The organism is Chitinophaga horti, from assembly GCF_022867795.2.
Lineage (GTDB): Bacteria > Bacteroidota > Bacteroidia > Chitinophagales > Chitinophagaceae > Chitinophaga > Chitinophaga horti.
In genome coordinates, this window is the sequence record NZ_CP107006.1 from 1276292 (window position 1) to 1289668 (window position 13377).

The 13377-nt window shown below is 50.7% G+C and carries 12 protein-coding genes; 5 read left to right on the forward strand and 7 right to left on the reverse strand.

Features of this window, described 5'->3' with window-relative positions; translation table 11 throughout:
- Positions 1-10: 10 nt before the first annotated feature.
- The 5 genes from MKQ68_RS05285 to MKQ68_RS05305 are packed head-to-tail and all read left to right on the forward strand — an operon-like array spanning position 11 to position 4818.
- The gene (locus MKQ68_RS05285) at positions 11-1444 is read left to right on the forward strand and encodes a RagB/SusD family nutrient uptake outer membrane protein (protein ID WP_264282383.1); all 1434 of its coding nucleotides are present in this window, start codon (positions 11-13) and stop codon (positions 1442-1444) included.
- Positions 1445-1458: 14 nt separating this feature from the next.
- Positions 1459-2214: a DUF4843 domain-containing protein gene (locus MKQ68_RS05290; protein WP_264282384.1), complete on the forward strand. Its 756-nt coding sequence runs from the start codon at positions 1459-1461 to the stop codon at positions 2212-2214.
- A gap of 25 nt (positions 2215-2239) precedes the next feature.
- Positions 2240-3280, forward strand: a complete 1041-nt coding sequence (locus MKQ68_RS05295) for a PKD-like family lipoprotein (RefSeq protein WP_244845531.1) — start codon at positions 2240-2242, stop codon at positions 3278-3280.
- Positions 3274-3729, forward strand: a complete 456-nt coding sequence (locus MKQ68_RS05300; RefSeq protein WP_264282385.1) for a hypothetical protein — start codon at positions 3274-3276, stop codon at positions 3727-3729. Before MKQ68_RS05295 ends, MKQ68_RS05300 begins: the two co-directional genes overlap by 7 nt.
- A gap of 15 nt (positions 3730-3744) precedes the next feature.
- Positions 3745-4818: a TlpA disulfide reductase family protein gene (locus tag MKQ68_RS05305; RefSeq protein ID WP_244845529.1), complete on the forward strand. Its 1074-nt coding sequence runs from the start codon at positions 3745-3747 to the stop codon at positions 4816-4818.
- A gap of 53 nt (positions 4819-4871) precedes the next feature.
- Here the strand turns inward: MKQ68_RS05305 and ligD are convergent, their stop codons facing one another.
- The 7 genes from ligD to MKQ68_RS05340 all read right to left on the reverse strand — a co-directional run bounded on the left by ligD (position 4872) and on the right by MKQ68_RS05340 (position 13112).
- Positions 4872-7730 (reverse strand): DNA ligase D, encoded by a 2859-nt coding sequence (gene ligD, locus MKQ68_RS05310; protein ID WP_264282386.1) that lies wholly within the window; start codon positions 7728-7730, stop codon positions 4872-4874.
- A 26-nt stretch (positions 7731-7756) separates the two neighbouring features.
- The gene (locus MKQ68_RS05315) at positions 7757-8662 is read right to left on the reverse strand and encodes a magnesium transporter CorA family protein (RefSeq protein ID WP_264282387.1); all 906 of its coding nucleotides are present in this window, start codon (positions 8660-8662) and stop codon (positions 7757-7759) included.
- A gap of 37 nt (positions 8663-8699) precedes the next feature.
- Complete coding sequence (locus MKQ68_RS05320) at positions 8700-9680, reverse strand: GlxA family transcriptional regulator (RefSeq protein WP_264282388.1); 981 nt, start codon at positions 9678-9680, stop codon at positions 8700-8702.
- Positions 9681-9801: 121 nt separating this feature from the next.
- Positions 9802-10218 carry a VOC family protein gene (locus MKQ68_RS05325; protein WP_244845524.1) on the reverse strand — a complete coding sequence of 139 codons (417 nt, stop codon included), beginning with the start codon at positions 10216-10218 and terminating at the stop codon, positions 9802-9804.
- A gap of 142 nt (positions 10219-10360) precedes the next feature.
- Positions 10361-10876 (reverse strand): DinB family protein, encoded by a 516-nt coding sequence (locus MKQ68_RS05330; RefSeq protein ID WP_244845523.1) that lies wholly within the window; start codon positions 10874-10876, stop codon positions 10361-10363.
- Positions 10877-11234: 358 nt separating this feature from the next.
- On the reverse strand, positions 11235-12158 hold the full coding sequence (locus MKQ68_RS05335) for a helix-turn-helix transcriptional regulator (RefSeq protein ID WP_264282389.1): 924 nt from the start codon (positions 12156-12158) through the stop codon (positions 11235-11237).
- A gap of 21 nt (positions 12159-12179) precedes the next feature.
- Positions 12180-13112 (reverse strand): helix-turn-helix transcriptional regulator, encoded by a 933-nt coding sequence (locus tag MKQ68_RS05340; protein ID WP_244845521.1) that lies wholly within the window; start codon positions 13110-13112, stop codon positions 12180-12182.
- Positions 13113-13377 lie beyond the last annotated feature (265 nt).

Sequence of the window (13377 nt, forward strand, 5' to 3'; positions counted from 1 at the left end):
GAACTACTTTATGAGATATATTCTTTCATCTCTTTTATGCCTGTTGCTGATCGTTTTTGCCGCCTGCAATAAATTCCTGGATGTGCAGCCGGTGGACAAATTTCTCGACAAACAGGTATATGGCAATGCAGCAACAATCAAAAATGCGTTAGTCGGCATCTACCTGAATATGGCGAAGCCAGGATTATACGGCGAAGGACTCGGTGCTACTACGGTGGACGTGATGGCGCAATATTATACCGCTCCCAGCACCGCCGACACGTTTTACAGCGTTGCCCGTTACAACTACAACGACGCTTATGCGATGAACCGCCTGGGCAAGATCTGGCAGGCTGCCTATGCCGGCATCCTCAATACGAATCTTTTTATTTACAACGTGGAGGCCAGCCAGGGCATTTTGTCGGCCACCGAAAAACGGTGGATGCTCGGCGAGGCTTATGCCATTCGTGCGTGCCTGGCGTTTGACCTGCTGCGTTTATTCGGGCCCGTATATGCAAAGGACTCGCTGCGAAATGCTATTCCTTACCCGGTATTGCCAGGTACAGACGTACAGCCGCTGCTGCCCGCTAACCGTGCGATGGAAAACATCCTGGCTGATCTTAGCAAAGCGGCTGGCTTGCTCGAGGAGGATCCCGTGAGAACTGAAGGCGTGAAGCCGCAAGTAAATGATGGCGGCGACAGCTTTTTCCGCATGCGGAACAGACGCATGAATTACTTCACGATCAGGGCGCTGATGGCCCGTGCGTTTTTGTATCGCGGTAATAAACCGGCGGCACTCGCGGCGGCGAAGGAAGTGATCAATGAAGGCGGACAATTTTTTCCGTTCGTTTCCCCTGAAGCAGTGGCCTCCGGTGTGGCAAGGCCCGACCGAGTATTTTCTACGGAGATTATCACCGGCTTTGAGAACGGCGATATGAACGCCACGCATCTCACCTGGTTTAAAGCCGGCTCGATGGATAACCGCACCAACCTGTTAAGGCCGGACGCTGCTAACCTCGAAAGCGTGTTCGAGGGGCAGGCCAATGACATCCGTTATCGCAACTGGTTTTATGTGGATGCAATATCCAGCTCCGCCATTAAAACCTTCTTTAAGTATGATGCCGCGCAGCGAACGCCCTATACCCATTTTCAACCATTGATACGCTTGTCGGAGATGTATTATATCGTTGCGGAGTGTGAGCCGGACGAAGCCCTGGCCGCATCGTTCTTCAATACCATACGCATGAACAGGGGCCTGCCCGATGTAACATTTGCGGGTGACAAACAATCCTATCTCGACCGCGAGTACCGAAAAGAGTTTTGGGGAGAAGGGCAATTGTTCTTTTACTATAAACGCCTGAATAAAGCGGCCATCCCGAGCGGCGTAGCACCTAACGGAACGATTAACATGACCAACGCACAATACGTACCACCGGTACCCCTGCTTGAAACTGAGTTCAGATAACTAAACAGTATTGTATGAAATTATTACGGTTATATATTTTTTTATCAGTTGGATTGCTTAGCGCCTGTAACCAAAGCGACCTGCTGACCTTCAAGTCGTCCAACGACATTTACTTTAATTTCTTCGTGACCACCGTGCAGCGTGATTCGCTGAACGTAAATTTCTCCCTGGTGAAGGATGTGGCCGACACGTTTTTTATCCCCGTGCAGGTGTTGGGTAAGGGCGCTCCGCAAGTGCGGCCCTATACGCTACAGGTGAACCAGCAACTGACCACTGCGGAAGCCGGCAAACATTACGTAATACTTTCCCCGGCCGACAGCCTGGCCATCAGGGCCAATGGTGTAGACGGTGGTTTTAACATCATCATCAACAGGCCGGCAGACCTTCGTGAAAAGGCGTTTGAGCTGGTGCTCGACCTGGTGCCCAACGAGCATTTTACGACCAATATGAAGGTATTTAACTATGCCGTAAACCCGGCGGTAAAGGCCACACAGTGGAAAGTGAAGATAGAAGACATTCTTTACCGGCCCTTTGCGTGGGACGCCAGTGAGGCGTATGCGGGCACCTATTCACGGGCAAAACTCGAATTGATGATCGCCACGCAAAGCCTGTCGCTCAGCCAGTTTTATAACTCGCCATTATACTCGTCGACCCAGTTGAACAACTTTTCTGTAACGATGCAACGGTACCTCAACGCGCAACGGGCTGCGGGCAATACCATCTACGACACAGACGGTTCGGTTATGGTCATGGGGCCTGCCGCACAGTAACATTTTCACGCATCAACCTGAAGAAATGAAACAACTTTTAAATATATCACTGCTATTTACCTGCATGCTGCTGAACGCATGTATGAAGGATAAGGGGAATTATGATTATACGGCGATCAACCGCATCTCCATCAAGGGTGTAGATTCACTGTACATTCTCGATTTTGGTAGCCGGCTAACGATCCGCCCGCAATTGAGTTTTACAGATGGCATACCGGAAGATACTGCTAACTATAGCTACGCCTGGGTGCAGAACCGCCTGATCGGTTATACCGGGGTGCCGAAAGTGTTGTCGACCAGCCGTGATCTTGACACTACCTTGCGCATCGCGTATGGCAGCTATGAAATGTTTTACCGTGTAACTGACAAACGGACGAACGTTTTTACCGACGTGATTTTCACCCTCACGGTAGGTTCACCATCTTATGAAGGTTGGATGGCACTTTGTGATATGGAAAACGGCACCAGCCGTCTCGATATGATATCCCGCCGTGGTCCGCTGGACGTACTGTACAGGAATGTGTTGGATAGTGTGAGGTCGGGCTTCAAAACCGACAGCAGGCCCGCGTTCGTGTCCGTTGCGTATACGCTGCTGGCTCCCAGCAATGGTACGAATACCACTTTTATCGCCACCGCGAACAAAGCCACCCTGCTAGGGCGCGACTCACTGGATTACAATCCTACGGCAGATTTTACCAATCAATTCGTTGCAACAGCCCAGAAGCCGGTAGACTACACGGGCTCACGCATTTACCTGCGTATCTATGGCGGTGTACTGTATGCGGAAAACAGGCTGCACCGGGTAGACTCGCGCAACTTTTCGAACGCCGTAAACAGGCAGGATGCCAATACGACGTTCTTCAAACCTTCCCCATACGTGGCGCTCGGCGCATCGTCGTCTATCGTTTTCAACGAAGACAATAAGACCTTTCTTCGCCTTGCCTCCAGCGGTTCGGCCTGCCTGTCTATGAGCAATGCCACTTTGTTTAACTACACCCAGCCGGATATGAACCTGATGTGGATGGATTATTCTACCTACAATGGGGGGAGGCCTTCGCCGTGTTGAAACGGACTGACAATAAAGTGTTTCTGGCCAGGTTTATGACCACTGGTGCGAAACAAAACTTTTACGAGGAGATCACCGGAACAGATGTGGCGCTGGCGGAGCACTTCTGTGTAAGTCCGGAATATGGCTACGTTTTTTACAGCGTGGGCAGCAAAGTATATGAGTACGATTTTTCGCTGAAGAAATCTGTGCTTATGAAGGACTATGGTAATCGCCGGATCAGCGTCATGAAGTTCCATCGTTTTCTCTCACTGGAGGCTGCCATTTCTAACGCGTTTTACACCGAATTGTCCCGGAAACTGGCGATCTGCACATATGAACCCGGCAATCCATCTGCTTCCGGTGTGATGGAATTATACAACGTACCCGGCATTAACGGGCCGTTACGATTGTATAAATCTTATGAAGGACTAGGGAAAGTAGTGAGTCTCACCTACCGCGAACGATAACAAACAAAAACCAACATGAAGCAACATTTATTGACAATCGTATTATCGGCGGCCGCATTACAGGCCGTCGCCCAGGAGAAGTTTATCCTGAACGGGGAAATCGGCCATTACAACGCGCCTGCCTATGGGGTGCTGAACTATGTAGCGGGCACGGAGCGCCGCGCAGATACCTTCCGGATCAACGACGGAAAGTTTTCGGTAAGCGGCAGTGTGCCAAAAACGGTAAAAGCCACCTACTTCATTTCTCCCACCGGTAACGGACGTTATTACTCTATGGAAAGTGGTAACGTTTTCCTGGAAGCCGGTACCATCGCGCTGAAGAGCCCGGATGTGGCCTCCAATGCACGCATGTCGGGCACGCCCATGAACGATGGCTACCAGCAGTATCTCGATGCTATGCGTCCCCTGGCGTTAAAGCGCGACACTGTTCAGATGGTATACAGTAATGCTATTGCAAAGCTGAACACAGAAAAGGTGCAACAACTGAAACAGTTCATAGCGGCCCATCCGGAATCGCCCGTGGTAGTGACGCTGGTAAATGATTACCTCGGACAAACACCTTCGCTGGAACAGCTGGATTCTGCATTCCAGACATTGTCCGCCACTGCAAAATCCAGCTCCGCCGGGAAAGAGATGGCTGCCAAAATAAAAGCGTTGAAAGCGATCACCGTGGGGCAGATGGCTCCGGAATTTTCGCAGCAGGATACTGCGGGCGTAATGGTACACCTGAAAGATTTTCGTGGCAAATACGTGCTGCTCGATTTCTGGGCATCGTGGTGTGTACCTTGCCGGGCGGAAAATCCGCATGTGGTCGAGGCGTTTAACCGGTACAAAGACAAAAATTTCACGGTGTTAGGCGTTTCGCTGGACCGTGAAAAGGATAAAGCCGCCTGGTTAAATGCAATCCATGAAGACGGTTTAACGTGGACGCAGGTAAGTGACTTACACTACTGGCAAAATGCGGTATCGAAGCTGTACAGCATACAGGCGATTCCTGCCAACTTCCTGATCGATCCCCAAGGTCGCATCATTGCGACTAACCTCCGGGGTGAAGCGTTGGGTAAGAAGCTGGCGGAAGTACTGAAGTAAAATAAACCACCATTAATGATAGCAGCCGTTCCTGATTGGGAGCGGCTGCTTTTTTATTTCAATAGTTTAGCCAGATCAATACCCTTGCCCAAAACCGGTTTAAAAATATCCCCGTTCCGTTTGATGCGGGTCATCGCATTTTTGATGTTAAAGTCTTTTAGCTTCAATCCCTTCTTCACTTCCGACCAATCCAGCGGCATGGATACCGTGGCGCCGGGCTTGGGGCGGAGGGAATAAGCGGCGGCCAGCGTTGCTTTCGCGCGGTTTTGCAGGTAGTCGATGTACAATTTGCCTTTGCGGTTGCGCGTCATGCGTTCGATGCTGGTGAACTTTGGGAGGCGTTCATTTACCTGCGTAGCGATGATTTTTCCGAGCAGCTGGCATTGGTCGTAATCGTACTTGGCACCCAGCGGAATATAGATGTGAATGCCCGTAGAGCCGGAGGTTTTGGGATAACCTTCGATGCCCATTTCGTCGAGCACCTGCTTCACGGTGAGCGCCGTTTCGATCACCTGTTCAAACGTATTGCCGGTATCCGGATCAAGATCGAGGCAACACCAGTCGGGGTTATCCGGGTTATGGATCGTGCTGTTCCAGGGGTTCATTTCAATGGCGCCGGTATTGGCCATGTATAACAAGTCGGCCTCGGTTTGCGGCACCATGAAGTTTTTGTCTTCGCCCTCACTCGTCGTGTATGGGAACTGCTGCACCCAATCCGGTACCTTGCCGGTTACATCCTTCTGGTAAAAACTTTTACCGTTGATGCCGTTCGGGTAGCGGTTCAGCGACTGTGGCCGGTCAATAAGATATGGCAATATATACTGCGCTACCTGGTAGTAGTAATTCAGCATATCCCGTTTCGTGTAGCCATCATCCGGCCAGTATACTTTATCCAGGTTAGAGAAGCTGAGTTCATGGCCCTGAATCTGTCGTACCTGGCTCTTTTCGCTAGGGTTCAGCAACGTTTTGCGATCTGTCTTACCTGCGCCTTTCACCAGTTTTTTTACCGGGTTCGGCTGCTCGTCCTCCAACACCTCCGCGGTATTCAGCGGGATATCGGCACCTACACTGCTGGCCTTTTTATCCTCCCGCATGCCCTCAAAACTTGGGTGACGCATCACCCCATCGCTGGTTATTTCGGTGTAGCTTACTTCGCATACCAGCTCGGGCTTCAGCCAGGTAACCGTGGCGTGTGGCGGATTGGGGCGGAAGCGGGATGGTTTATTTACATCGGGTGTTTCGGTGAAAGGCACTTTCTTCACGATGAGCGGTTTGAAGAGCTGCATCATTTCTTTCTGTTGCTGCGTGTTGAAACCGGTACCGATCTTACCGGTGTACCTGAGTTGTTTGCCTTCATAAACGCCCACCAGCAGGGAGCTAAACGTCTTTGCAGAACCTTCGTTATTCGTGAAGCCGCCGATCACTACTTCATGTCGCTTGTTGATCTTCAGTTTCAGCCATTCGCGCGAGCGTTCGCCGGGGTAATACAGACTGTCGGCCTTTTTGGCAATAATACCTTCCAGCCCCATCTTCGCCGCCGCTTCGAGGAACTCGGTAGCAGTGGTAGAGAAGCTGTCGCTCAACCGGATGATGCTGTCTCTAGGTACCAGCGGGGCCAGTAATGCACGGCGTTCGGTGAGTGGCAGGCCCGTAAGGTCTTTGCCATCCAGCCATAGGAGGTCGAATACGTAATAGATCAGCTGCCCGTCTGCCTCGCTGCGCCAGTTCTGCAAATTGCCGAAGTTGGATACGCCTTCATCGTTGATCACACAAATTTCTCCGTCAACAATGGCATTGATGCCCCAGTCCTCAACGGCGGCATGTACGGGGTAAAATTTATCGTTAAAAGATTTATTATTCCGGGAGATGAGTTCCACCGTTCCTTTGTTGCTGAGCGCCACCGCGCGGTAGCCGTCCCATTTGATCTCGTACAGCCAGCCTGGTTCGTCGAACGGTTTGTTTACGAGGGTGGCCAGCATGGGGGAGAGCGTTTTCGGGAACGCTTTCTTCGGTGCTTTCTTCAGATCGGCTGCTGCGGGGGCTTTCGCCGCCGTGGTGCGGGATTTTGGAAGATCGGGGGTGAGGGCTTTATCAGCTTTTGCGGTTGCCTTTTTTGCAGCAGCTTTCTTTGATGTTGATGCAGTCGCCTTCTTTGCCGCGGCTTTCTTAGGCGCTGGTGCAGTTGCTTTTTTGGCAGCGGCCTTCTTAGTTGTTGATGCAGCAGCTTTCTTCGACGTTGATGCAGTGGCCTTCTTAGCCGCAGCTACCTTCTTAGGTGCTAATGCAGCCGCCTTCTTCGCTGTTGATACACCGCTTTTCTCCCCATAAATCCTGTCACTCGCTTTCTCCACTTCTTCCAACGTTCTATCCGTCACCACCGAGCGTGCCTTCCGCGTTACATCCGTTTCCTTAGCATATTTATCCCTGTGTTTGATCAGCAACCACGCATTATTCTCGGCATTCTTCAACTTCACCAACGCAAATTCGCCATTCAGTTTCTGCCCGTGCAGCGTGAACTTCAGTGAGCCGGACGCCAGCTGTTTCAACAACGCTTTATCGTCTTTCTTTTTATCTCCCGTGCTTTCCAGTGGTTCGTACGTGCCCTCGTCCCACACGATCACGGTACCCGCGCCGTAGTTGCCTTTCGGGATAATGCCCTCAAAACTCCGGTAATCGAACGGATGGTCTTCCACCATCATCGCCAGGCGTTTATCCGTGGGGTTCAACGATGGGCCTTTGGGTACGGCCCAGCTCTTCAGCACGCCTTCCATCTCCAGCCGGAAGTCGTAGTGCAGCCGGCTCGCATCGTGCTTCTGGACCACGAATCGTAATACACTTTTATTGGGTTTACCGCCCTGGGGCTCGGGAGTGTTCGAAAAACTACGCTTCTTTTTATACGTTGATAAAGCCATGACAGATGGGTTTTAACATGATGCAATTACAACCACTTATTACGCTTGAACCATAGATAAATAATCACGGTGACGGCCGCCATCAGCAGCATTACACCGGGGTAACCGAATACCCAACGCAACTCGGGCATAAACTCAAAGTTCATTCCATATACACCGGCAATAAAGGTGAGCGGCAGGAAAAATACCGAGAAGATGGTGAGTATGCGGATGGTTTCGTTCGTCTTTTGCGAGGAAACATTAAAGTAGATGGCCAGCAGGTGATTCGTATTCTCTGATAGCAGGTCGTAAAGGCTTTGCTGCTTTACGTACAGGTCGCGGAGGTCGCGGGTATGCATGTCGTCGCGGCCGGGTGGGTCGAGCCGTTCGATCACATCCTTGCTCAGCAATAACAGGTGGCGTATCACATCCACTTTACGTTTGATGTAATACAAGCCCTTCAGCATAGGCCCTTTACGGTTCTTTAGGAAAACCTGTTCTTCATAAAGGTCGATGGAGTGATTCAGCTTCATGCCGGGGGCTTCGAAACTGTTGAGCGCTGCCCGTACGATTTCGATCAATACCTGCAGCGGTGCCGTACAGTCACCGTCCTTTACGGCATGCTCGGCAATGTCGTCGAGGGCCGTCCAGCCGTTATAGTGAAGGGTAATAATATAATCTTCGCCGAGAAATATGGCCACTTTGTTTGTGAGTTCCTTCACCGTATCGGCCTGTGAACTCGCGTGCTCGCCATCGAAGTGACGGATGATCACGAAGCTGTATTGCTTTTGCTTTTCGAATTTAGGAAGATGGTCGGCCTGCAAGGCGTCTTTCATCCAGGCTTTATGCAGCTCGTAAGTTTGGGCAATGGCGCCAAACTCCGGATCGTCCGGGCTGGAAAGGTCTATCCATGTAAAACCGTGCTGTTCTTTTTCTGCCAAATCCTTGCGCATGCAGGTTCCGGTACAAAAAGAACACCATAAATCGCCGCTATACGGCGATCTGCCGGTTGTATTTGGCGCGGTACTGTACGGGAGACAAGCCCGTAAGGCGTTTGAAGGTAATGCGGAAGGCTTTGGGATCGGTGTAGCCCACTTTATACATCACTTCGTTTACATTTTCGCGGGTGCTTTCCAGGCTCAGTTTGGCAGCTTCTATTTTCACACGCTGTATATATTCCACCACAGTATTGGAGGTTGCTTTCTTAAACCGTCTCTCCAGGTTACGGCGGCCCAGCGCAAAGGCAGCTGCCAGCTGGTCAACGGTGATCCGCTCGGTGAAATTCTTTTCTATAAACTCCTGCGCCTTTTTGATGGGTTCATCTTCATGCTCTTTTTGCCCGTTAAAGATGATGAAGGGCGACTGGCTGCTACGATCAATGTCTATCTCGAATATTTTGGACGACAACAGCGCCATATCACGACCGGCATACTTTTCTACGAGATACAGGATCAGGTTAAGGGAAGAATAAGCACCGCCACTGGTATAAATGCCGCTCTCGTCGGTGAGTATTTTATACGGCTGCAACTTCACTTCCGGGAACAACTCCCTGAACTCGGCAGCCGCCAGCCAGTGTGTAGTACAACATTTTCCATTCAGCAAGCCGGTAGAAGCCAGTATGAACGCCCCGATGCACAGCGATACCACTTCGGCCCCGCTTGCATATTGCCGAACGATCCAGGGAACAAAGGCTTCATTCTGCGTGATGATCTCCCGCATATCGCCGTGCGTAGCCGGTATCACGACCATATCGGCCCGCAATGGATCGGTAATCGACAGTTCAGGTTTGATGGTAAACAGTCCATTGCCCAGGCGCACTTCCGGTTGCAGGCCCACCAGCCTCACCTGGAATAGCGGCGGCTTGCCTGCGCGCTCCACGGCCTCGTTCACCTTGGTAAACATCTTGTGGGTGGCTTCTATATTGCTCAGGCTTGTTTCGCCCTGGGGGATGATGATGGCAATCTGTTTCATACCTTCAAAACTAGTGGAAGTTGCTGTCGCGATCAACCCCTCAAAATGGCGTAATTACCACCCCGGCCACAACGAAAAAAAGGACCGCCCGCAGGCAGTCCTCTATCGGTTAAGCTGGCGGTTACGCTTTTGTACCAAGACAGTTCACCATCCATTTAATGCCGAATTTATCGGTAAAGTCTCCGAAGATGTCGCCCCATGGCGCTTGTTGAAACGGCTCGTGCACCTCACCGCCGGCCGACAGCCCATCGAACAGGCGGCGGCATTCGGTTTCGTCATCGCCGCCCAGGCAAACAAATACGGTGTTGCCGTGTATCGCTTTTTCGACACCACCAGGGAAATCGCTGCCCATCAACATGCTGCCATCGCCGATCGGCAGACTGATATGCATGATCTCATCTTCAACGCCGGGGCAGGCTTCGGGCAGATCTCCAAACCGGATCACGGATACAAATTCTCCACCGAATACCGACTTGTAAAAGTCGAATGCCGCCCGGCAGGTGCCTTTGAAATTCAGATAAGGATTTACGCCTAACATGGTCTTTTCTTTTTGAGGTGAATGATACCTCAAACTTACAGCTATCCAACACAACAACTGGTGGGCTACTGAGACAAAATGGGGGCAGATTGCGACATTTGTTTCAAATCAAAAGCCGGGGCGTAAACCCCGGCCCTCAACATTATCCACGTTCCCAGAAGGGAGTTGGTTCAATGCCCAATGCGCGTAAGTACACGTATCCTTGCCCGCGGTGATGGATCTCGTTTTCCAGCAGGTAATGGAAAGTACCGATGTTTGTATTCTCATACATGCCAAACGCTTTTTCTACCTGTTGCCAGCGCTCAGGAGCAATCTGCGGAAAGTACTGCTCGATGTCGGCTGTCACTTCGTCCCACAAGGCCAGCAGGTCAGCTTTGGTGTTAATGCCACCACGCGCCTCATCCATGTAACGAGGTATGCCGGGGCCGTAGCTCCAGTTGCCGGTAGCCAGTCCTCTCACGCCGCCTTGTGCCAGGTCGGTCATTTCCAGGGCCAGCATCGCAAACGGGCGCATGCCGCCGATGGAAAATTCAAACAATTCCTTTTCGGGAAAGTTTTCAATAATGCGGCGCGACAGGCCACGGTGGCCTTGCCAGTGGGCTTTTAATGCTTCAGGGGTAATAACAGATGCTGCGGATTCAATGATGTTGTTTGCCATGGTTTAAGTGTTTTTGTTTGACAATACAAAGCAACGACGGGGCAGTGACAACCTTATGTCAGTAGCGTAAAAAAAGTTTTAACGCCGTATCATGATAGTATTCGACCTGAACGTGTACGCGTTTCCCGTGCTAAAAACGGAACTTCGGGAAACAAGATCTTCTCATCAAACGCTAACGCAAATGCGTTAATCATATGTAGAGTGTCTTTACAATTGGTTAGAGCAATCAGAAAATTGGTCCCCAGGTTTCAACCGGGGGAATCCTTCTTCCTCCATCATCCAAAATCTATTACTATGAAAGAAAAAAGTTTGAGACTGTGTACCGAAACGCTTTACTGGATTACAATGGGCTGCCTGTTCACGGCTGGGTACCTCCTGGTGTCGGGTCATTTTTGAACGCCTGCGGCGATACCTTAAATTTCTTGCGGAATAACCTTGTAAAGTGGCTCCCCGAAGAGTAGCCGAGCGAGTAAGCAATATCTGCCACAGATTGTTCACCATGTATCAGCATTTCCCTGGCCCGCTCCAGCTTGCGGTGTTGCAGGTAACTGTAGTAACTCTGTTTATACAACTTCACGAACATCGCTTTAAACTTCGAGGGACTCACGCCAATGCTGGCGGCCGCATCGGCGATGCGCGGACTGGGACGGGTAAAGTCCTGCAGTAAGTCATTTACCAGTTGAATAAGCCTTTGCACTTCCGGTTTTTGCGTACTGCGTATGGGCTGTTGGGTAGCGGGCAACGATTGGGCGAGCAATTGCTGTATAATGCCTTTTATATAGAAGAAGTCGGCGCTGTTGTTGTGCAGGTGACGTTCCAGGTAATAGATCGTGTCCAGCTGATCGGGAGCCAGCGCAAACAAGGTAGGGGCCTGGTCGCCGGTAACGCGAAGGGATTGGAGATAGGAGGGTGTCATTACCGCCGCCAGCAGGATGAGTGTTTGTCCTGCATCTAATGCAATATCCAATAAGGTGTTCGTGAAGAAAGCCGCATATCTCGTCATTTGCCCCAATGGCGTTTTTTTACCGGCGATAGTGAAGTATATGGCGGCCTGGTGGCCGGTGAAGCCGATCAGGCTAAGCGATTGTGTGCTGTTGTGGCGAAGTATTAAAGGCCGGGAGGCTTTATAGCGGAGGTATACTACCGCCATGTCTGCGTCTATACGCCAGTGTTTGCAGTAGCTATCGCCCGTATCTTCCTTGCTCAGATCTACCGGCTCCGTGGTGTCTAATAACCATGAGATGTTCACTACGATCCTGTCGGGGGTATCGCTTTTCTCCATATAGATTGATTAATGCAGTGTCTATACCAAACCTTCAAATTGCCGTTGGTATTCCTTCGGGGATATGTTAAAACATTCTTTGAACAGCCGGGCGAAGTGGCCGGCGTTCCTGTAGCCCAGGTCATGCACGATGGTGGTGATGTTCATATTTGCCAACCGGAACATTTCCTTTGCTTTTAATAACCGGATGCGTTGATGATACTTGTGATACGTTGTATGATAGATAACGCGGAATAACTTTTTGAACTTGGTAAGGCACATACATGCGCGGCGGGCGGCTTCTTCCAATGGAGGAACGTCTTCATCGGTATTAGCCGCGATCGCATCATTTACTTCGATAAGCCTGCAGGCGCCGCTCAGCGAACGGTTACTGAAGATGGGCGCCGGATCGATCAGTTCATTGATGAAGAGGGAAAGCAGTTCATACGTACAGCTGCGGAGTTTGTGGAGGTCGGCCGTTTCCTGCAGGGCAAGAAGTGGTATTTTCATGAGCGCCTGCAGCATCCGGAGGTTGATAGACATCATACCCCTGAACCCCGATGGTTGCAGCATCTTCTTCAATCCCGCCATCTCGTGGCTGCTGTCGTTGGAGTTCGTAAAATAGTGACCGAATACCGCCGGCCCAATGATCAGTTGCAGGCTGTGCGGGGCCAGTGATGCAATGCTGCCGGACATCCCATAATATACCCGGTAAATGCCTGTCGCATCGCGCGATTCCGATAAATCGAAATAAAGGCAGTAAGCCGATGATGGCGGATCGGTAAAGGTGTGGTATTGTTTTACACCACAGTTATAAATCACGTCGATGCCATCTTCCAGCGTCCAGTGTTTAAGGCATCCGTCGGCCAGGTGTACAGGGAGTGATTTATCCGGATGTTTTTCGCCGGATGGCGTATAACTATATATCCACAAGTCTTCGAACGTGAGCTTGTCCTCAAAAATGACTTCAGCCATAGGGTGCTGTTTAGCGTGACGGTTTAAAAGTGCTCGGTATTAAAGAAGGGCTCTCGGATTGTGTCTGTCGGATGATGCGTTAGTGTTCTTTGTATCTGTTTAGTCTTATAACAGGCTGAGGCTTAGTATTGTTTAAAGAGCGGACGTTTTCTGAAACAAATATAAAGGTATACGGCGAAGCTGTTTTAAATCGCTTCAAAAATAAGTCTGATTGTGACGGATTAGTGTCGTTTTCTACAACATTTGCCGCTATCTTGTACAATCA

Excerpts from the sequence above, each read along its gene's own strand:
- MKQ68_RS05290 (WP_264282384.1), top strand. The coding sequence starts at position 1,459 with ATGAAATTATTACGGTTATATATTTTTTTATCAGTTGGATTGCTTAGC.
- MKQ68_RS05340 (WP_244845521.1), bottom strand. The coding sequence starts at position 13,112 with ATGGCTGAAGTCATTTTTGAGGACAAGCTCACGTTCGAAGACTTGTGG.
- MKQ68_RS05325 (WP_244845524.1), bottom strand. The coding sequence starts at position 10,218 with ATGTTAGGCGTAAATCCTTATCTGAATTTCAAAGGCACCTGCCGGGCG.
- MKQ68_RS05315 (WP_264282387.1), bottom strand. The coding sequence starts at position 8,662 with ATGCGCAAGGATTTGGCAGAAAAAGAACAGCACGGTTTTACATGGATA.
- MKQ68_RS05305 (WP_244845529.1), top strand. The coding sequence starts at position 3,745 with ATGAAGCAACATTTATTGACAATCGTATTATCGGCGGCCGCATTACAG.
- MKQ68_RS05330 (WP_244845523.1), bottom strand. The coding sequence starts at position 10,876 with ATGGCAAACAACATCATTGAATCCGCAGCATCTGTTATTACCCCTGAA.
- MKQ68_RS05320 (WP_264282388.1), bottom strand. The coding sequence starts at position 9,680 with ATGAAACAGATTGCCATCATCATCCCCCAGGGCGAAACAAGCCTGAGC.
- ligD (WP_264282386.1), bottom strand. The coding sequence starts at position 7,730 with ATGGCTTTATCAACGTATAAAAAGAAGCGTAGTTTTTCGAACACTCCC.
- MKQ68_RS05285 (WP_264282383.1), top strand. The coding sequence starts at position 11 with ATGAGATATATTCTTTCATCTCTTTTATGCCTGTTGCTGATCGTTTTT.
- MKQ68_RS05295 (WP_244845531.1), top strand. The coding sequence starts at position 2,240 with ATGAAACAACTTTTAAATATATCACTGCTATTTACCTGCATGCTGCTG.
- MKQ68_RS05335 (WP_264282389.1), bottom strand. The coding sequence starts at position 12,158 with ATGGAGAAAAGCGATACCCCCGACAGGATCGTAGTGAACATCTCATGG.